The sequence below is a fragment of the Kitasatospora sp. NBC_01302 genome (genome assembly GCF_035976515.1).
In the GTDB taxonomy this organism is placed as follows: Bacteria; Actinomycetota; Actinomycetes; order Streptomycetales; family Streptomycetaceae; genus Kitasatospora.
On record NZ_CP108404.1, the window covers coordinates 5,571,032 to 5,590,865 of the forward strand.

General features: G+C 72.3%; 16 protein-coding genes. 9 read left to right on the plus strand and 7 right to left on the minus strand.

Annotated elements, in window-relative coordinates:
- The first annotated feature begins 158 nt into the window (after positions 1–158).
- From OG294_RS24310 to OG294_RS24330, 5 genes are all read left to right on the plus strand, one after another.
- Positions 159–1,493 (plus strand): PhoH family protein, encoded by a 1,335-nt coding sequence (locus tag OG294_RS24310; RefSeq protein ID WP_327068663.1) that lies wholly within the window; start codon positions 159–161, stop codon positions 1,491–1,493.
- 393 nt (positions 1,494–1,886) lie between these two features.
- Complete coding sequence (locus OG294_RS24315) at positions 1,887–2,645, plus strand: lytic transglycosylase domain-containing protein (RefSeq protein ID WP_327068664.1); 759 nt, start codon at positions 1,887–1,889, stop codon at positions 2,643–2,645.
- Positions 2,646–2,831: 186 nt separating this feature from the next.
- The gene (locus OG294_RS24320) at positions 2,832–4,334 is read left to right on the plus strand and encodes an AI-2E family transporter (protein ID WP_327068665.1); all 1,503 of its coding nucleotides are present in this window, start codon (positions 2,832–2,834) and stop codon (positions 4,332–4,334) included.
- Positions 4,335–4,343: 9 nt separating this feature from the next.
- Complete coding sequence (locus OG294_RS24325) at positions 4,344–5,660, plus strand: AAA family ATPase (RefSeq protein WP_327068666.1); 1,317 nt, start codon at positions 4,344–4,346, stop codon at positions 5,658–5,660.
- Positions 5,657–6,406, plus strand: coding sequence for a hypothetical protein (locus tag OG294_RS24330; protein ID WP_327068667.1), 750 nt, complete (start codon positions 5,657–5,659; stop codon positions 6,404–6,406). The genes OG294_RS24325 and OG294_RS24330 overlap by 4 nt, the downstream gene beginning before the upstream one ends.
- 1 nt (position 6,407) lies before the next feature.
- On the opposite strand, the gene OG294_RS24335 is transcribed toward OG294_RS24330, so the two are convergent.
- On the minus strand, positions 6,408–6,938 hold the full coding sequence (locus OG294_RS24335; RefSeq protein ID WP_327068668.1) for a carboxymuconolactone decarboxylase family protein: 531 nt from the start codon (positions 6,936–6,938) through the stop codon (positions 6,408–6,410).
- A gap of 3 nt (positions 6,939–6,941) precedes the next feature.
- The gene (locus OG294_RS24340; RefSeq protein ID WP_327068669.1) at positions 6,942–7,499 is read right to left on the minus strand and encodes a peroxiredoxin; all 558 of its coding nucleotides are present in this window, start codon (positions 7,497–7,499) and stop codon (positions 6,942–6,944) included.
- Between the two features lie 149 nt (positions 7,500–7,648).
- On the opposite strand from OG294_RS24340, the gene OG294_RS24345 reads away from it, so the two are divergent.
- Positions 7,649–8,605, plus strand: coding sequence for a LysR substrate-binding domain-containing protein (locus tag OG294_RS24345; protein ID WP_327071643.1), 957 nt, complete (start codon positions 7,649–7,651; stop codon positions 8,603–8,605).
- A 235-nt stretch (positions 8,606–8,840) separates the two neighbouring features.
- Positions 8,841–10,190 (plus strand): FAD-binding oxidoreductase, encoded by a 1,350-nt coding sequence (locus tag OG294_RS24350; RefSeq protein ID WP_327068670.1) that lies wholly within the window; start codon positions 8,841–8,843, stop codon positions 10,188–10,190.
- Positions 10,191–10,241: 51 nt separating this feature from the next.
- Here OG294_RS24350 and OG294_RS24355 read toward each other — a convergent pair whose 3' ends face one another.
- From OG294_RS24355 to OG294_RS24365, 3 genes are all read right to left on the minus strand, one after another.
- Complete coding sequence (locus tag OG294_RS24355) at positions 10,242–12,167, minus strand: ATP-binding SpoIIE family protein phosphatase (protein ID WP_327068671.1); 1,926 nt, start codon at positions 12,165–12,167, stop codon at positions 10,242–10,244.
- Positions 12,168–12,234: 67 nt separating this feature from the next.
- On the minus strand, positions 12,235–12,978 hold the full coding sequence (locus OG294_RS24360) for a class I SAM-dependent methyltransferase (protein ID WP_327068672.1): 744 nt from the start codon (positions 12,976–12,978) through the stop codon (positions 12,235–12,237).
- Between the two features lie 530 nt (positions 12,979–13,508).
- Positions 13,509–16,532, minus strand: coding sequence for an AfsR/SARP family transcriptional regulator (locus OG294_RS24365; protein ID WP_327068673.1), 3,024 nt, complete (start codon positions 16,530–16,532; stop codon positions 13,509–13,511).
- A 211-nt stretch (positions 16,533–16,743) separates the two neighbouring features.
- Between OG294_RS24365 and OG294_RS24370 the strand changes: the two genes are divergently transcribed.
- A complete protein-coding gene (locus OG294_RS24370) occupies positions 16,744–16,953 on the plus strand; it encodes a hypothetical protein (RefSeq protein WP_327068674.1) in 210 nt (69 codons plus the stop codon).
- Between the two features lie 111 nt (positions 16,954–17,064).
- Here the strand turns inward: OG294_RS24370 and OG294_RS24375 are convergent, their stop codons facing one another.
- Complete coding sequence (locus OG294_RS24375; protein ID WP_327068675.1) at positions 17,065–17,565, minus strand: hypothetical protein; 501 nt, start codon at positions 17,563–17,565, stop codon at positions 17,065–17,067.
- Between the two features lie 206 nt (positions 17,566–17,771).
- Here OG294_RS24375 and OG294_RS24380 point away from each other — a divergent pair, with 206 nt between their 5' ends.
- Entirely contained in the window at positions 17,772–18,095 is a 324-nt protein-coding gene (locus OG294_RS24380) for a nuclear transport factor 2 family protein (protein WP_327068676.1), read from the plus strand.
- Between the two features lie 45 nt (positions 18,096–18,140).
- Here the strand turns inward: OG294_RS24380 and OG294_RS24385 are convergent, their stop codons facing one another.
- Positions 18,141–19,802: a fumarate hydratase gene (locus OG294_RS24385; protein ID WP_327068677.1), complete on the minus strand. Its 1,662-nt coding sequence runs from the start codon at positions 19,800–19,802 to the stop codon at positions 18,141–18,143.
- Positions 19,803–19,834 lie beyond the last annotated feature (32 nt).

Here is a 19,834-nt window from a genome sequence, read left to right on the forward strand (position 1 = left end):
CTGTCTGACGTTCATGAGAAGTGATCCAGCACTTCGTCTGTTCGGGCATGCCGGACGCTTCGTCAGGGAATAGACATGGCAGACCGGCACCCTGCCCATCGGGGTCGCGGGGGCCGGTGAGCCGCGGGTGACGCAGGGTCGCCCGCCCTGGAGGCCTAGTGGTCAGTACCAAGAGCCGCCGGACACCAGACCGGCGCACGTACGTCCTTGACACCAGCGTGCTTTTGGCCGACCCGCTCGCCATGACGCGCTTCGAGGAGCACGAGGTGGTGCTCCCGGTGGTCGTGGTCACCGAACTGGAGGCCAAGCGGCACCACCCCGAACTGGGCTACTTCGCCCGCCAGGCCCTGCGCCTGCTGGACGACTACCGGGTCCGCTACGGCCGACTCGACGAGCCCATCCCGGTGGGGGAGATCGGCGGTTCGATCCGGGTCGAGCTGAACCACTCCGACCCCTCCCTGCTGCCGGCCGGCTACCGGCTCGGCGGCGGCGAGGCGGACACCCGGATCCTCGCGGTCGCCCGCAACCTCCAGGCCGAGGGGTACGACGTCACCGTCGTCTCCAAGGACCTGCCGATGCGGATCAAGGCCAGTGCGGTCGGCCTGCTCGCCGAGGAGTACCGCGCGGAGCTGGCGATCACGTCCGGTTGGACCGGTATGTCCGAACTGCCGGTCTCCGGCGGCCAGGTGGACGAGCTCTTCGGCGCCCCGCACGACACCGCCGTGGACATCGACGGCGCCGAGGAGCTGCCGGTGCACACCGGCCTGGTGCTCAGCTCGGAGCGCGGCCGGGCGCTGGGCCGGGTCACCCACGACGGCCGCGTCAAGCTGGTGCGCGGCGACCGGGAGGCGTTCGGCCTGCGCGGGCGCAGCGCCGAGCAGCGGGTGGCGCTGGACGTGCTGCTCGACCCCGAGGTCGGCATCGTCTCGCTCGGCGGCCGGGCCGGCACCGGCAAGTCCGCGCTCGCGCTCTGCGCGGGCCTGGAGGCCGTGCTGGAGCGCCGGCAGCACCGCAAGGTGATGGTCTTCCGGCCGCTGTACGCGGTCGGCGGCCAGGAGTTGGGCTACCTGCCCGGCAGTGAGTCGGAGAAGATGAGCCCCTGGGCGCAGGCGGTCTTCGACACCCTGGGCGCGGTCACCACGCCCGCGGTGATCGAGGAGGTGATCTCCCGCGGGATGCTGGAGGTGCTGCCGCTGACCCACATCCGGGGCCGCTCGCTGCACGACGCCTTCGTGATCGTGGACGAGGCCCAGTCGCTGGAGCGCAACGTGCTGCTCACGGTGCTCTCCCGGATCGGCCAGGGCTCGCGGGTGGTGCTCACCCACGACGTGGCGCAGCGGGACAACCTCCGGGTGGGGCGCTACGACGGCGTGGTGGCGGTGGTGGAGAAGCTGAAGGGGCATCCGCTCTTCGCGCACATCACCCTTACGCGCTCCGAGCGCTCCCCGATCGCCGCCCTGGTGACCGAGATGCTGGAGGACATCCAGCCGTAGGCCCGCCGCGGCGCGCATGCGAACGATCCGTCCGGTTCCTGGCCTATGTCCGGAACCGGGCGGATCGTCAGCACATCGGACCGGGTGCTGTCCGACGAACGGCCAATTCCCGGTCCAGGGGTGGATGTGAGCTTCGCCACGCAACCGGGAATTGCGCACCGGCGTCCGGTTGCGGCATGGTGAGGTTTCTGTCAGGCCCCGCGTGCGGCCCGTTTGTTGGGCGTCAACTGAATATCGATGGTCCGTACGCCGCCCGAACTCCTTGCCCGCACCGGCTCGTCCGGCACCCGGGCACCGGGCCAGTGCCTCCCGTGACCAGCACAGGTGGAGGCCAGTGACCAGGGCATGTTGCGTCCTCACGGTCACGCGGGGGCGACGCTGGAAGGAAACCATGTGACTCGGATCTCGGTCCGGGGAGTTGCTGTGGCCTCCGCCACCGCCGTCACCGCTGTCGGTGCCGTCGTGGGTGTGGCCTCGGGCAGCGAGGGCGCGACCCCCCAGTCGGTCGACGTCGCGGGAGCCACGCTCCTGGCCGACGTCCCGTCATCTGCCCAGGCGCAGGTCATCAGCGACAACTTCGCCGTCCAGTCCACGGCTCAGCAGCAGTCGGCCGACCTCGCGGCGCAGAAGGCCGCCCAGGAGGCCGCCCGCCTGAAGGCCGCTGCCGACGCGCAGGCCAAGGCCGACGCCGACAAGGCGGCCGCCGACGCCGCGGCCAAGGCGGCTGCCGACGCACAGGCCAAGGCCGCTGCCGATGCGCAGGCCAAGGCCGCCGCCCAGCAGGCGGCGCAGCAGGCCGCTGCCCGGGCGGCAGCCAAGTCGCAGCTCGCGGTCACCAACGACACCGCGACGGCGCCGGTCAGCGGCGGGTCGGCGCAGTCGATCGCGGCCAGCATGATGGACGCGTCGAGCTTCCAGTGCTTCAGCAACATCGTTTCGCGCGAGAGCGGCTGGGACTACACCGCGACCAACGCCGGCTCCGGCGCCTACGGCCTGGTGCAGGCGCTGCCCGGCTCCAAGATGGCCTCGGCCGGCTCGGACTGGCGCACCAACCCCGCGACCCAGATCAAGTGGGGCCTCGGCTACATGAACGACCGCTACGGCAGCCCGTGCGGCGCCTGGTCGTTCTGGCAGGCCCACAGCTGGTACTAGACCGCCGGCTCTTCCCGGACGCCCCTGGCCCCTCGGCCGGGGGCATCGGGCTTTCGGGGGCCTCCCGTTTGCCGCGCCGTCCGGCGATTCTCGAGCCCGGTGCGCCGAACGGGTGATCCAGGCGGGTAGCGTCATACCGCAGACCCGTGGCACGCGGCCACGGCGCAAGCGGGAGGACGGACCTCGATGGCAAGGGGTGAGAAGCGCGAGGGCAAGGCTGCCAAAGCCGTGGCCTGGGGCGCCGCGGTGGCGGCCAAGCTGGCGGAGCGCCGTCGCGCCGCCCTGGAGGAGCACCGCCGGGCGTCGGCCGCCGGGCCCGAGCCGGTTCCGGTCCCCGTGCCGCAGCCCGTCCGGGCGGCCGACCCGGCCCCGGCGCCGCGCCGTGCCGCGCGCGCCGAGGCCCCGGACCACGACGCCGCGCCCCGCGAGACCCCCGAGCTGCGCGAGGCCCCCTACCGCGAGCAGTACCGCCGCGACCCGCACCCGGGCCGCCCGGCCACCCCCGCCGACGCCGTGCCCTGGAGCCTGCGGGTGGCGGCGGAGTCGACCTGGCGGCTGCTGCTGCTCGGCGCCGCGCTCTACGTGGTCTTCCAGGTGGTCGACATGCTGCGCCTGGTCGCCTTCGCGATCCTGGCCGGCCTGCTCATCTCGGCGCTGCTGGAGCCCACCGTCTCCTGGCTCAAGCGGCACGGCGTGCCGCGGGTGGTGGCCGCGGCCGGCACCTTCCTGATGGGGCTGGCCGGCATCGGTCTGGTCGGCTGGTTCGTCTTCTGGCAGGTCAGCACCAATCTCGGCGAGGTCTCCAAGCAGGCCACCGCCGGTATCAACCAGCTGCACAACTGGCTCCTCAAGGGGCCGATGCACCTGACCGACACCCAGCTGACCGACTTCACCAACCAGGTCAAGATCGCGATCACCAGCAACACCAACCAGATCACCTCGCTCGGCTTCACCACCGTGAGCATCGTCATCGAGGTGATCACCGGGGTGCTGCTGGCCGCCTTCACCACCTACTTCCTGCTCTACGACGGCGCCCGGATCTGGAGCTGGCTGCTGCGCGGCCTGCCCCGCCAGTCCCGGCACGCGATGGCCGGCGCCGGCCCCAAGGCCTGGGCCACGCTGACCGCCTACGTGCGCGGCACCGTCGCGGTGGCCTTCATCGACGCGCTCTGCATCGGCATCGGCATCCAGCTGCTCGGCGTGCCACTGGCGATGCCGCTGGCCGTGATCATCTTCCTGGGCGCCTTCGTGCCGCTGATCGGCGCGCTGGTCACCGGCACCCTCGCGGTGCTGGTCGCGCTGGTCACCAAGGACGTCTACACCGCCGGCATGGTGCTGGTGGTGCTGGTCGCCGTGCAGAACCTCGAAGGCCACCTGTTGCAGCCGCTGATCCTGGGGCGCGCGGTGCGGGTGCACCCGCTGGGCGTGGTGCTCGGCGTGGCCTCCGGCTCGATCATCGGCGGGATCGCCGGCGCGATCGTCGCGGTGCCGCTGATCGCCGTCACCAACACGGTGATCGGCCACCAGCGGCGGCGCAATGCCGCGGCCGACGAGGTCTTCGTGGCGCTGGGAGCGGCGCAGGACGCCGCCGAGGAGGCCGCCCAAGCCGCCCAGGAGGCCGCCGAAGAGGCGGCCGTCGCCGCGCGGGTCCTGTCCGACCCCTCCCCGGAGCAGCCCGCCACGACCTAAAGTTGCGTCATGTATGTGACCAGGCTGGGCATCTCGGGCATCCGGGGCTTCACGCCGGCCCGCGAGGTGCGGCAGCTGGAACTCCCGCAGGCGGGCTGGACGGTGCTGGCCGGCCGCAACGGCTCCGGCAAGACCACCCTGCTGCGCGCCCTCGCGCTGGCGCTCGGCGGGCCCTCGGTGGCACGCAGCCTGGTCAGCGACTTCTCCGGCTGGATCACGGCCGGCGAGCGCACCGGCTGGGTCCAGGCCTTCGTGCGTCCCGACTGGTCGGTGGACCGGCTCGCGGGCAGCGGCAAGGCGCCCAAGTACGACCTCAAGCTCGGCCTGCGCTGGACCAGGCCGGCCGGCGGCCCGCGCCCCGAGCTGGAGGTGTTCGGCTCGCCCAGCCCCGAGCGCGGTCCGTGGGCGGAGAACCCGCGCGGCTGGTTCTTCGCCGGGTACGGCCCGTTCCGCCGGCTGCTCGGCGGTGCGGGGGAGAGCCAGCGGCTGATGCTCTCGGCCGGTCCGGTCGGCCGGCTGGCCACCCTCTTCCACGAGGAGGCCTCGCTCGCCGAGGGGGTCTCCTGGCTGATCGACCAGCACGTCCGCCGGCTGGAGGGCCGCCCGGGCGCGCAGCAGGCACTGGACGTGGTCAGCGGCCTGCTCTCGGACGGCCTGCTGCCGGACGGCTTCGCGGTCTCCCGGGTCGACTCGGACGGTCTCTGGGTGCGCCGCACCACCGATCCCGAGGCCCCCGGGCCCGACTTCCCGCTGCGCGAACTCAGCGACGGCTACCGCACGGTGGCCGCTCTGGTGCTCGACCTGGTCCGCCAGTTCCAGAACTGCTACGGCGGCCTGCCGCAGGACGAGAGCGGCGCGATCACCCTGCCCGGTGTGGTGCTGATCGACGAGATCGACGCCCACCTGCACGTGAGCTGGCAGCAGCGGATCGGCCCCTGGCTCAAGGCGCACTTCCCCCGCGTGCAGTTCATCGTCTCCACCCACAGCCCGTACATCTGCCAGGCCGCCGACCCCGGCGGGCTGATCCGGATCGCGGGGCTGGACGAGCAGGCCCCGCCGCAGCCGGTCAGCGAGGAGCTGTACCGCCGGATCGTCTACGGCAGCGGCGACGACGCGGTGCTCTCCGAGCTGTTCGGCCTGGAGTCGCCGTACTCCGCCCGGGCCGAGGATGCCCGGCGCCGGATCGGCGACCTGGAGGGCAGGGTGCTGGCCGGCGACTCGACGGACGAGGAGCTGGCCGAGTACCAGGAGTTGACGGATCGTCTGATGAGTTCGCTCTCGGCCCGGGTGGACGAGGTGGCGGCCCGGCTGGGACGCCCGCGGTGATCCCGCTGCGGCGCGAGCCGTTACCCGAGGACCTGTCCGCCCGGCTGACCGCCCGCGCCGAACGGCTCTCGGATCGCGGCGGCGCCGCACGGGAGTTGTGGCGCGACAGCCGCACGATCCGCCGCGACCTGAGCGTCCACCTGGTCGCGATGGCCGCGGGCCTGTCCCGCTGCATGTACTGCGGGGACAGCGAGGGCACCAGCATCGACCACTTCCAGCCGATCGCCCTGGCCCCGCAGCGCGCCTTCGACTGGCTCAACCACCTGTGGGCCTGCGCCTTCTGCAACAGCAACCAGAAGCGCGACCTCTACCCGATGGACCGCCAGGGCCGCGCGCTGCTGATCGACCCCACCGCCGAGGAGCCCGCCGACCACCTCGACCTGGTGCTCGCCACCGGCGCCTACCGTCCGCGCAGCGCCAAGGGCCGCGAGACGATCCGGATCTTCGGCCTGGACCGCCCGGTGCTGGAGCGCGGCCGGGCCCAGGCCTATGTGCGCTGCCGCTCGATGCTGCGCGACCTGGCCCACCTGGCCGCGGCGGGCGAGCGGGCCGAGGCGGCGGCGGTGGGCCACGCGCTCACCGTGCAGCCCTTCGCGGACGTGCTCTACGAGATGCTGCGGCTGCGCGCCGCGCCGCGCGCCGCGCTGGTCTTCGGCCCGGAGGCGGTGGCGGGCCTGACCGCGCTGACCGCGAACGTGCTGATGGGGCCCGGCTCGAACGAGCGGGGCCCCATCAACGGGAGGTAGATCAGGCGAGCGCGGCTTCGGCGTCCAGCACCGAGGCGACGGCCTGGACCACGGCGGCGATCTTGGCCGCGGCCTGGATCACCTCGCGCTCCACACCGGCCTTGCGCAGCACCTGCTCGTGCGAGTCCAGGCACTGGCCGCAGCCGTTGATCGCGGAGACCGCGAAGCTCCAGAGCTCGAAGTCGACCTTCTCCACGCCCGGGTTGCCGATGATGTTCATCCGCAGCCCGGTGCGCAGGGTGCCGTACTCCTTGTCGGAGAGCAGGTGCAGCGTCCGGTAGTAGACGTTGTTCATCGCCATGATCGCGGCAGCGGCCTTGGCGGCGGTGTACGCCTGCTCGGACAGGATCTCCTTGGCCTGCGGCTCCAGCTCGGCCAGCACCGACTTGCTGCCGGTGGCCATCGCGCAGGAGAGCACCGTGCCCCAGAGCTGCTGGGCCGGCAGCTCGGAGTTGGCGATCACCGCGCTCAGGTTGAGCTTGAGGTCCTTGGCGTAGTCGGGCAGAGCCGCCTTGAGCTCGTCGAGCGCCATGGGTCAGCCGGCCAGCAGGGCGGCGGCGTCCAGGGTGTCCTCGCCCTTGTTCCAGTTGCACGGGCACAGCTCGTCGGTCTGCAGGGCGTCCAGCACCCGCAGGACCTCCTTGGGGTTACGGCCGACGGAGCCGGCGGTCACCATGACGAACTGGATCTCGTTGTTCGGGTCCACGATGAAGACGGCGCGCTGGGCGGTGCCGTCCGCGTCCTGCACGCCACAGGCCTGCATCAGCTCGTGCTTGATGTCGGCCAGCATCGGGAAGGGCAGGTCGGCCAGGTCGGCGTGGTCCTTGCGCCAGGCGTGGTGCACGAACTCCGAGTCGCCGGAGACGCCCAGGATCTGCGCGTCACGGTCGGCGAACTCCTCGTTCAGCTTGCCGAACGCGGCGATCTCGGTCGGGCAGACGAAGGTGAAGTCCTTCGGCCAGAAGAAGACCACGCGCCAGCCGTTCGGCTCCACGTCCTTGCTGCTGAAGTGCTTGAACTCCAGCTTGTCAGCGGACGGGCCGACCACGCCGGTCAGGTCGTAGGCGGGGAACTGGTCACCGATCGTGAGCACGTTCGCTTCTCCTGGGGTGTAGAGGTGCGGGGAGTATGTCCGGATTGCCTATGATTCGACGGATCCCGACGTGACCCAAGCGTGACACAGTCGGCAGTGATCAGTGAAATAGCTAGACTCGATCCATCTGATCGGAGAGAGTTATCAGTATCCACCCCAGCACCCCGCACGGCCGCCCCAAGCAGCCCAGCGTCGCACAGCTGCGCGCCTTCCTCGCCGTCGTGGAGCACCTGCACTTCCGGGACGCCGCCGCGGCCATCGGCACCAGCCAGCCCGCGCTCTCCGGCGCCGTCGCCGCGCTGGAGGAGTCGCTCGGTGCCCAGTTGGTGGAGCGTACGACACGCAAGGTCATCATCACTCCGCTGGGCAAGCGCGTGGCCGAGCACGCGCGCCGAGCGCTGACCGCGCTGCACGACCTCACCCAGGAGGTCGAGGCGGCCCGCCGCCCGTTCACCGGGCCGCTGCACCTGGGCGTGATCCCCACCGTCGCGCCCTACCTGCTGCCCACCGTGCTGCGCCTGGTCCGCGACCGGTACCCCGATCTCGAACTGCACGTCCACGAGGAGCGCACCGCCTCGCTGCTCGACGGCCTGGCGGCCGGTCGGCTCGACCTGCTGCTGCTCGCGCTGCCCGCCGGAGGCAGCGTGCCGACCCGCGACATCCCGCTCTTCGACGAGGACTTCGTGCTGGTCACCCCGCCCGAGCACGAGCTGGCCGGCCGCACCGACGTGCCCCGCGACGTGCTGCTCGACCTGGACGTGCTGCTCCTGGAGGAGGGCCACTGCCTGCGCGACCAGGCGCTCGACCTCTGCCGCGAGGTCGGTGCCGAGGCCGGTGGCGGCTCCACCCGGGCGGCGGGCCTGTCCACCCTGGTCCAGCTGGTGGCCGGCGGCCTCGGTGTCACGCTGCTGCCCGCCACCGCCCTGGCGGTCGAGGCCGGGCGCACCGACCGGCTGGCCGCCGTGCACTTCGCCGACCCGGCCCCCGGTCGCCGGATCGGCCTGGCCACCCGCCCCGGCTCGGCCCGGGCCGCCGAGCACGACCGCTTCGCCGACTCGCTGCGCGCGGTCCTCGCCGAGTTGCCGGTGCGGATCGTCGGCCCGTAGGGATGCGCCCGTCCGGGTGATGCACCGGCCTCCCGGCTCTGCTCTGACGCTCGGTCAAATCACGTTCTGTCCAGGCATGGTGGCGGCTCGGGCGGCCGGCCGCGGGTGGGCGCTGGCACGTCGTCCTCGCGTCGCCGACCGGCCTGCCGGAGGGTGAGCTTGACCAGGCCGGACAGTTCGCGAAGCCACCCGGCCGGAGTGCACGGCCCCGGCGACGGGCGTGATGGAGCCACAGATGACGGAACCTCGCCAGGACACCCTGCTGCAGGGCTGGGGCCGCAGCACCGGCAGCCGTGCCCGGGTGCGCGGGCCGCTGGCGGCCGAGGCGCTGGGCGAGCTGGTCGCCGGGTGTCCCGCGGGCGGGGTGCTGGCCCGCGGCGCCGGCTGCAGCTACGGCGACGCCGCGCAGAACGCCGGCGGGGTGGTGCTGGCCCCCGCCACCCCCAGCTCGATCACCGTGGACGTGCTGGGCGGCACCGTGCGGGCCGCCGGGTCGGCCCGCTTCGCCGAGCTGCTGGCCAAGGTGGTGCCCGAGGGGCTGCTGCTGCCGGTGCTGCCGGGCACCAGCCGGCTGACCGTGGGCGGTGCGGTCGCCGCCGACGTGCACGGCAAGAACCAGCGGGCGGACGGGAGCCTGGGCCACTGGGTGGAGAGCGTCGAACTGCTGGACGGCACCGGCCAGGTGCGGCTGCTGACCCCGGAGGTGGACGGCGCGGCCTTCGCGGCGACGGTCGGCGGCATGGGCCTGACCGGCGTGATCCTGGCCGCCACCATCCGGCTCATCCCGATCAGCAGCAGCCGCCTCACGGTCACCTCCCGGCGGGCCGCGCACCTGGACGCCCTGCTGGACGAACTGGACGAGGCCGCCAGGGCCAGCCGGTACGCGGTCGCCTGGATCGACACCACCGCCGGCGGCCCCCACCTCGGGCGCGGCATCGTGGACCGCGGCGACCACCTGGACGCCCCGGACGGCCCCCTGGCCTACGCCCCCGGGCGGGCGCCGCGCGCGCCCCGGCTCCCGGTCGGCCCGTTCACGCCGCTGACCGCGCGGGCCTTCAACGGGCTCTGGTACCGCAAGGCGCCGCGCGAACGCACCGGCGTCCAGGGCCTGTCCGAGTTCTTCCACCGGCTGGACGCGGTGCGCGAGTGGAACCGCTCGCTGGGCCCGCGTGGCTTCCTGCAGTACCAGTTCGCCGTCCCGGACCCGGCCGCCGGGCTGCTCGGCGAGGCGCTGACCGCGCTGCGGCGCGCGCACGCGGCGCCGTTCCTCGGCACCGTCAAGCGCTTCGGGCACGTCGGCCTCGGCCCGCTCTCCTTCCCGCTGCCCGGCTGGTCGCTCGCCGTCGACCTGCCGGTGGCGGGCAGCGCCGGGCAGGCGCGGCTGCGCGCGGTGCTCGACCAGCTGGACCGGCGGGTGGCGGAGGCGGGCGGGCGGGTCTACCTGGCCAAGGACGCCCGGCTCGGGCGCGCCGCCTTCGAGGCGATGTACCGGCCGCTCGACGACTGGCGCGCGGCCCGCGCCCGCCTTGACCCCGCCGGCACCATGCGCTCCGACCTGGGACGCCGCCTGGGTCTGTGCCCCTGACCGGGCCTGACCAGCCCTGACCGGCCCTGACCTGGCCTGGGCCGGACCGGCTCAGCCGTGCCGCACCCGCAGCGGCAGCCGCTGCTCGAACCAGACCACCTTGCCGCCGCCCAGCCGCGTCGACCCCCAGGAGTCCGCGCACTTGGCGACCAGCTCCAGGCCGCGCCCGCGCTCCTCCTCCGGCCCCGCCTTGCGCCGGCGCGGCAGTTGCGGACTGTCGTCGCCGACCTCGCAGCGCAGCACCGAGGTGCGCACCAGCCGCAGCGTCACCGGCTTCTTGGCGTGCTGCACGGCATTGGTGACCAGCTCGCTGACCATCAGCTCGGTGCTCTCCGCCAGCTCGTCCAGCCCCCAGCGGCGCAGCGCGTGCCCGGCCAGCCGGCGGGCCCGCCCCGGGGTCTCGTGCCGCGGCTGGAGGTACCAGTAGGCGACGTCGTTGGCGGGGATCCCGTCGAAGGCCGCGGCCAGCAGCGCGATGTCGTCGCCCCGGTCGCCGGGCGGCAGGATCCGCAGCGCCTCGTGGCAGAGCTGCTCGGGCGAGTGCTGGTGCACCCCGGAGAGCCTTTCGCGCAGCCGCTCCAGGCCGCTGCCGAGCGGCCGGCGGCGGGTCTCCACCAGCCCGTCGGTGAACAGCAGCAGCGCGGAACCCGGCGGCGCCGCCAGCTCCTGGGAGGCGAAGTCCACCCCGCCGACGCCGATCGGCGCGCCCGCCGGCAGGTCCTCGAGCAGCTCGGCCCGCCCGTCCGGGTGGATCAGGACCGGCGGCATGTGCCCGGCGTTCGCCACCACGATCCGGTTGGCGATCGGGTCGTAGACCGCGAAGACGCAGGTGGCCAGGTGCTGCTCGCGGCCCAGCCGCTGGGCCTGCTCGTCCAGGTGGTAGAGCACCTCGTGCGGCGGCAGGTCGAGCGCGGCCAGCGTCTGCGCGCTGGTCCGCAGCTGGCCCATCACGGCCGCGGAGGTCAGCGAGTGGCCCATCACGTCGCCCACGATCAGCGCGACCCGGTTGCCCGGCAGCGGGATCGCGTCGTACCAGTCCCCGCCGACCTGCGAGCCGGCCTCGCCCGGCAGGTAGCGGTGGGCGAGCCGGACCCCGTGCGGCTGCGGCAGGTGGTCCGGGAGCATGCTGCGCTGCAGCTCGTTGGCGATCTCCGACTCCCGGGTGTAGCGCTGCGCGGTGTCCACTGCGAGGCCGGCCAGGGCGGCGAGGTGGGCGGCGGTCTGGGTGTCGGCCGGGTCGAACCGCGCGGGCTCCTTGGCGGGCCGGGCGGCATCCCGCTCCTGGTGGCGGGGGAGGGCCGGGACACCGGGCGCGTCGTGCCGGTCGTGGGCCGGGTCCGGGCGGCGGATCAGCACCAGCAGGCCGAGCACCGGGTCCTCCCGCCGCCGGCTGCGCCCGCTCTTCTCCCGCCCGCGCAGCGGCAGCGCCAGCAGCGCCGTGCCGCGGGCCAGGCCGGCCAGCGCCCGGGCGCCGTAGAGCTCGGCGAAGAGCGGGCGCAGCCGTTCGCCCTCGGTGGTGCCCAGCACCATCGGGCCGGCGGGCAGAGCCTCGCGCAGCGCCTGCTCCAGCGCTCCGCCGGGCCGGGCGGCGACCACCCGGCGGTTCAGGCCCAGCCGGGTGCCCTCCGCCCGGTGCAGCCGCAGCTCGGGTGGCGGCGCGCCGCGGTCGCGGTCCCGGGCGCCGGGCCGGTCGGGCTCGCGCAGGTGGACCAGCGCGGCGTCCGCCAGCGCCGGGACGAGCACCTTGGCCAGGCTGCGCACCGTCACCGCCGGATCCAGGCTGGTGTTGATCAACCGGGTCGCGTCGTTGAGGTAGCCCAGGCGCTCGGTGACGGCCTGTCGCACCCGCAGGTTCAGCGGCGTCCCGTTGCCCGCCGGCACGCCCGGCACGCCCGTGACGGCCGGGGCGGGCGGCGGCCGGCGCTGGGCCGGAACGGCGGGCGGCTGGCCGGCCTGGGGAGGGGGAAGGTCGCGCACGGCTGCCCGTTCTAACTGGTCGGAGCTGGCTTGGGGGGATGGACGAGGTGCGGGTGGGACGGGGAGCTCAGGTGGTGCGGCGACAGTGCAGGAAGAGCTGCTCCTCCGGTGGCAGCGCGGAGCAGGCCGGCGCGTACGGCCGGCCGTTCGTCGCTTCCACGGTGAAGCCGGTCCGGCGCAGCGTCTCGGTCAGCTCCTCGCGCAGGAACCCGCTCATCCGGATCTCCTGGCCGAGGAACCGCATCGGGTAGTCGTCCAGGTCGGCCTCGACCATGCCCAGCACCAGCAGACCGCCGGGGCGCAGCAGTGTCCGGATCCGTTTCAGCGCCGGCCGGATCTCCCGCTGGGGCAGCAGGATCAGGGAGAAGAAGGCGGTGGCGGCGCCGAAGCTGCCGGCCCCGGCGGGACCGAGCCGGGGCAGCCCCCAGGCGGTCTCGGCGCGGGGGGTGGCGAGGTCGAAGAGGTCCATCCGGTGATAGGCCGCGGCGCCGGGCAGCTCCTGCCGGGCCAGGCTCAGCATGCCGTCCGAGAGGTCGATCGCGGTGATCGCGAGACCGCCTTCGGAGAGCTGGCGGATGGTCGGGTCACCGGTGCCGCAGCCGATGTCCAGCACCGGTGCGCCCGGCTCCAGTTCGGCCAGCAGCCGGCGGCCGGCGGCGAGCTGGCCGGCCTTGGCGGGGAAGGCCTCGCTGTAGCGGGGGCCGATCGCGTCGAAGGCCACCGCCTGCAGCGCTCGCTCGGTGCTGCGGCAGGTCGGGGCAGGCCCGGCGGTCCCACCCCGGGCGGGGTCCGATATCTGTCCCGTCGTCACGATTGAGAGGCACCTTTCCCACCTGGCCACCGACCGTGGTGCGCCGCACCGGCCGTGGTCCCGCTCTGCGCCGCCTGTCGAGCCCTCGTCAGCTCCGTCCGCATCCGTCCGGCATGGTCGTCGTGGTCCGTCGTGGTCCGCGGTGGGCACTGCCCACCGCATGTGCCACCTGGCCTTTGAGAATATGCGTGATCACCGTGCTTTGGAGTCCGTTTCCGGCCAACTCGTGGTAAGCGGCAGCGATCCGCCTGGTAGATGGAAGCATGACGGGGTGGACAGGGGTGGTGCGCTCCGGTGGCGCACGCCCGCACTGGCGCGAAATCCAGGTGCGGACCGCCCGAACTGGGCTGATGAGCTGACAGTATGCCTGTACCTGCGCGACTTGCCGTCGTTTATTGAACGTCAATCGCCGACTGTCAGAGTCTTCTCAGCGCCGGGGAAGCGCAGCAGGGTGATCCCGCAGCCGGGGGGCTGCGGGGCCACCTTGTCCGGGGGGCCGCGCTTTCCAAATCGGGGGAACCATCGGAGTCTCAACGGGGGAGCGGGGCGCGGGGGCCCTGCTGGGGGGGAACTCCGGTGTTCACGGCGCTGTCGGGGGAGGAGGGCTCGGTGTGCTGCTGTTCGTCGATGAGGCTCCTGACGACCTGAGCCTCTGGCACACCGAGCCGGGAGAAGATCTCGTGAGCCTCGGTGAGGCACGCACGGCCGCGCTCGGGGGAGCCCAGCCGTACCAGTGCCTCACCGAGGGCAGCGGAGGCCAGCCCTTCGCAGTAGGCGGCCGAGTCCAGCTCCTGAGCAATCTTCAGACCCTCCTCGGCCGCGGCCGCGGCCTCGGCCACCCGCTCGTCCGCCAGTAGGCAGCCGGCCAGCCGGGCCAGTGAAAGCCCCTCCCGCAGCCGGTGCTGCTGACGTTGGTAGAGCAGGTACGCCTCGCTGAGGTGACCGGCCGCGTCGGCGGCGGAACCGGTGGCGCGCAGGACGACGCCGAGTTGGTAGAGCGTGTCGGCGAGCGAGGCCGCATTGCCCGAGCCGCGCGCGATGGCGACGGCGGACCGCGCGGAGGAGACGGCTTCCTCCTCCTGTCCCAGCATCAGATGGACCCGGGCGATGTTGCCCTCGATCCGGGCCGCGCCGCCCATCGCAGCGAGTGTGGTGCAGAGATCACGCGCCTCCTGCAGGAAGGGCAGTGCCTCGGCCGGTCGACTGGTGGCGGTGAGTACCGTACCGAGCAGGCTGCTTGCCGCCGACCGCAGACCGGGGGACTGCTGACCGAGGAGCGCAAGGCACTCCCGCAGCGACCGCTCGGCCTCGGGGTACACGCCGGTCAGATAGGCGAAGAACGCCAGCGCATAGCGGACCCGGGCCAGCGCCGGGTCGGAGCCGAGCTCGGCCGCGGCGCCGTCGGCCACCGTCAGGGTGCGCCGGATCCGCTGGGCGTGGTTCTGCTCCTCGGCCAGGGTGTTCAGGGTCAGCAGCAGGTCTATCGCCAGCGGGAGCAGCTCCGCGGAGCCGGCGACCGACTCCTCGATCGCGCCGAGGATGAGCGGCAGCTCCAATCGCAGCCAGCTGCGTGCCGCGTCGGCACTGTCCAGTTGCTCACCAGGGTGGGTCAGCTCCTGGAGCGGCTCGATCAGCTGGTCGTCGGGCTCCAGGATCTGCACCGCGTTGCGCAGGGTGGAGACCAGCAGCGCGAGCAGGCGCAGCAGCGCGGCCTGGGTGTCCGCCAGGTCCGCGGTCTTCTCCCGCTGCTTCTGCGCGAAGAGCCGCAGCAGGTCGTGGTAGCGGTAGCGGCCCGGGGTGAAGCATTCCAGCATGTTGGCCTCGACCAGCGCCTCCGCGATGTCCTCGGCCTCGTCCTCGGAGGTGCCGAGCAGCGCGGCCACCGCCGACAGCGGCAGGTCCGGGCAGTCGATCAGGGCGAGCAGGCGGAAGGCCCGGGCCTCGGCGGGCTTGAGCTGGCCGTAGCCGAGCCCGAGGGTGGTCTCCACCGCCAGGTTCCCCAGCTGCAGCTCGTCCAGCCGCCGTCGCTGATCAGCTAACCGCCGGGCCAGATCCGTGACGGTCCAGCGTGGCCGACTCGCCAGCCGGGCCGCCGCGATCCGGACGGCCAGCGGTAGGAAGCCGCAGGAGGTCACCACGGCGAGCGCGGCTTCGGGTTCCGCCTCGACCCTGTGCTGTCCCGCGATCGCACCGAACAGCTCCAGCGCCTCCGAAGGGGTCAGCTCCTCCACGTCGAAGAGATGGGCGCCGGGGATCCCGGCCAGCCGCGAGCGGCTGGTGGCGAGCACGGCGCAGCCCGCGACCCCGGGGATCAGCGGGGTCATCTGCTCCACGTCGCGCGCATTGTCGAGCATGATCAGCATTCGGCGGTCGGCCAGCATCGAGCGGTACATCGCCACCCGCTGCTCGAACGACTCGGGCGCCTCGGTGATGCCGAGGGCGAAGAGGAAGTCGCCCAGCACGACGGTCGGGTCGGCCGGTGTGGCGCTGACCCCGCGCAGGTCGACGTAGAGCTGTCCGTCCGGGAACTCGGACCGCACGCTGTGCGCGACGTGCACGGCCAGCGTGGTCTTGCCGACGCCGCCGATGCCGGCCAGCGAGGTGACCACGACCGCCTGGCCGGAGGCCCGCCGCAGCACCTCGCGCAGCTCTCCGACCAGCTCGCCGCGCCCGCTGAAGTCGGAGACGTCAGCGGGGAGCTGGGCGGGCGGCGCGAGTGGCACGGGATCGGCCGCCGGAATCCGCAATTCCGGCGCGGAATTCATCAAAGCCGGGTCGGCGGAGAGGATCCGTGCGTGCATGGCCGCGAGGGCGGTGCCGGGTTCCACACCGAGTTCGTCGATCAAGAGCTTCCGCGTGGTCGCGTACACGCTCAGTGCCTCGGCCTGTCGGCCGCACCGATAAAGCGCGAGCATCAGCAGCTCGCGCAGTCGCTCGCGCAGCGGATGCTCGGACGACAAGGAGCTCAATTCGGCAACGATGTCGGCGTGCAGATCGATTTCCAGCGCGATGGTGCAGCGCTCCTCGCGAGCTGCCACTTGATGCTCCACCAGGCGCTGCCGCTGGGAGTCCGCATACGGACCGGGAATCCCGCTCAGCGGCTGCCCGCTCCAGAGCTCCAGCGCCGAAGTCATCACCTGGTGCGCTGCCTCCGGCTGGCCCGCCTGCCGGGCGGTCGCCGCCTCGGCACAGCGGGCGTCGAAGACCGCGAGGTCGAGCGATTCGTCCGGAATCCTCAGTGCGTATCCGTCACGGACCGAAATCAGCAGTTCTGCGGGCTTTCGTACCTCTCGCCCTGGTTCGATCACGGAACGCAGCCGGGAGATATAGGTGCGCAACGCCGCGACCGCCTGCGGCGGCGGCCGGTCGCCCCAGAGACCGTCCACCAGCTCCTGGGTGGTCACCGGCCGTCCGCGGTGCAGCAGCAGGGCGGTCAGAACGGCTTGCTGCTGTGGCGATCCCAGCGCGAGGGGCTGATCGTCGCGCCAGGCCTGGACGGGTCCGAGCACCTGGAAGCGCAGCACGGCATTGTGCGGCGTTGCCTGAAGCTCCATGAGGGTCCCCCGATGGCCTGTTACTTCGAACCTCGAAGTCGATGCCCTCCATGCTCCGGCCGGAATGCCTGGTCAGGAAGGGCAAAACGGACGGATTGTTCAGCGGGAGGGCCGTTTATAAGACATTTAACGGTCCCTAGGATACTGTCCCCACGCCACGGACAGACCGCCCGGGGCGCTTCAGTACTGGCACCCGAGAGGTGGTTCGGCGATGGCCGACAACAACACTCCGATCGCGCTCCCCGAGCAGACCGACGAGGCGGACAACGTTCTGACGAGCGCTGTCCAGGCGACGGAGCAGGCTGGCGACCAGCATGTTGCGCCCAGCAACACCGCCGCGACGCCGGCTCCCGCAGCGCCCGCGCAGGCGAGCGGCAACGGTACCGTCGGGCCTCTTGGGTCCATCGTCTCCACACAGTGACAGCGTCGGACAGGTCCTGACTTTGGCTTGATTGCATCGCGTAGTTGGCCACCGTAGCTACGCGCGCAGAGCCCCCGGAACCTCCGGGGGCTCTGCTGCGTTCAGGGCGGGTCAGCGCACCAGGATCTCGAACGGCTGACTGTGGCCTGTCGGGTTCGGGTCGTCGGGGCTGGTCACCGTCACCCTCCCGCCCGTCAGCACGGTCCCGGCGGGGGTGCCCGCATAGACGTTGGCCGGGATCAGCGCCGTGGCCGACCGCCCGGGGAGCAGACCGGCCGGGAAGACGCAGGTGACGCTGTGCCCGCCCATGCCGGGCTGGCAGTCGGTCGGGAAGAACGGCTCCGCCGCGTAGCTCCCGACGGGGAACAGGATCGTCATGGTGATCGGGCTGGCGGTGGTGTCGGGGCCGTTGTTGGCGACGAAACCGTGCACGACGGTCTGCCCGCCGGCCGGAACCGGGTCGGGGTTCATCCGGACGACCTCGAGGCGGGAGTCCGACGGCGTCGCCGCACCGGCGGCTGCCGCAGCGGTCAGCGGCGCAAGACCGAGGGTGACCACGGCGGCGGCGGTCATCAGACGTCGCCGGGGCCGGGCGGGGGACCGAAGGAGCATGCGACACCATCCTTGTGGTTCCAGATATGTGACGAGCCTTCACATCATCTGCGGACGAACCACATTGCCGATGCCAGCGCGCGGTGCATATGCCCCGTACGGGTGAACAGGCATAAAGAGACGGGCTTTTCGCGCCTGGGGGCATCGATCCTGCGTGCGACAGTGCGGGAGTAGTCCCCAGTCCCCCAAGCATGAGGATGCATCAGATGACCATCGCCCCCGCCAAGCTCTCCGACCCGACCGTGCGCGCCCTCGTGACCGCGATCAACGCGGGAGACCGCGCCGCCTTCCTCGCCCTGCTCACCGAGGGCGCGACGATGACCGACGACGGCTCGGACCGCGACCTCGTGGAGTGGATCGACAAGGAGATCTTCTCCAGCCGCGGCCACATGGAGGTGCAGACCGAGTCGGACGGCGGTCGGGCGCTGATCGCCAACTTCCGCAACGAGACCTGGGGCGAGATGCGCACCGCCTGGCGGTTCACCGTCGAGGACGGCAAGGTCAGCCGCTTCGAGACCGGCCAGGCATGACAGTGCCCCGGAGCGAGGACCGCTCCGGGGCGCTGCGCCCGAGAGCTACGAGCGGACCCGGATGCTGGTGATCAGCGGGCCGTCGGTGACCTCGGAGAAGAAGTCGTTGCCCTTGTCGTCCACCACGATGAACGCCGGGAAGTCCTCGACCTCGATCCGCCAGACCGCCTCCATGCCGAGTTCCGCGTACTCCAGGACCTCGACCTTCTTGATGCAGTCCTGGGCGAGACGGGCCGCGGGGCCGCCGATCGAGCCGAGGTAGAAGCCGCCGTGCGTGGCGCAGGCCTGGGTGACCTGCTTGGAGCGGTTGCCCTTGGCCAGCATCACCATCGAGCCGCCGGCCGCCTGGAACTGGTCGACGTAGGAGTCCATCCGGCCCGCCGTGGTGGGGCCGAAGGAGCCGGAGGCGTAGCCCTCGGGGGTCTTGGCCGGGCCGGCGTAGTAGACCGGGTGGTCCTTGAGGTACTGGGGCATGCCCTCGCCGGCGTCCAGCCGCTCCTTGATCTTGGCGTGCGCGATGTCGCGCGCCACGACCAGGGTGCCGGTCAGCGACAGCCGGGTCTTGACCGGGTGCTTGGAGAGCTCGGCCCGGATCTCCGCCATCGGCCGGTTGAGGTCGACCCGCACCACCGAGTCGTCCAGGTGGTCGTCCGTGGTCTCCGGCAGGTACTTGGCCGGGTCGGTCTCCAGCTGCTCCAGGAAGATGCCCTCCGCCGTGATCTTGCCGAGCGCCTGGCGGTCGGCCGAGCAGGAGACGGCCATCGCGACCGGCAGCGAGGCGCCGTGCCGCGGCAGCCGGACGACCCGCACGTCGTGGCAGAAGTACTTGCCGCCGAACTGGGCGCCGATGCCGATCTTCTGGGTCAGCTCGACGACCTTGGCCTCCAGCTCCAGGTCCCGGAAGCCGTGGCCGGTTGCCGCGTCGCCGCTGGTCGGCAGCTCGTCCAGGTAGTGCGCCGAGGCGTACTTGGCGGTCTTCAGCGCGAACTCGGCGCTGGTGCCGCCGACCACGATGGCCAGGTGGTACGGCGGGCAGGCGGCGGTGCCGAGCCCGCGGATCTTCTGCTCCAGGAAGGAGAGCATGCTCTTCTCGTTGAGAATCGCCTTGGTCTCCTGGTACAGGTACGACTTGTTGGCGCTGCCGCCGCCCTTGGCCATGAAGAGGAACTTGTACGCGTCGCCGTCGGTCGCGTAGAGCTCGATCTGGGCCGGCAGGTTGGAGCCGGTGTTCTTCTCGTCCCACATGGTCAGCGGGGCCATCTGCGAGTAGCGCAGGTTGAGCTTGGTGTAGGCGTCGAAGACACCGCGGGCGATCGCGGCCTCGTCGCCGCCCTGCGTCAGCACGTTCTGGCCGCGCTTGCCCATCACGATCGCGGTGCCGGTGTCCTGGCACATCGGCAGGATGCCGCCGGCCGAGATGTTGACGTTCTTCAGCAGGTCCAGCGCCACGAAGCGGTCGTTCGGGCTCGCCTCCGGGTCGTCCAGGATCCGGCGCAGCTGGGCCAGGTGCGCGGGGCGCAGGTAGTGCGAGATGTCGTGCATCGCCTCGGCGGTGAGCAGCCGCAGGGCCTCCGGCTCGACCTGCAGGAAGCGCCGTCCGCCCGCCTCGAAGGTGCTGACACCCTCGGAGGTCAGCTTGCGGTACGGGGTCGGGTCGGCCCCGAGCGGGAGGAGGTCGGAGTAGGCGAAGTCTGGCGTGGGTGCCATGCGAGGTCCTTCACGGATCGGGGGTGCTGCGT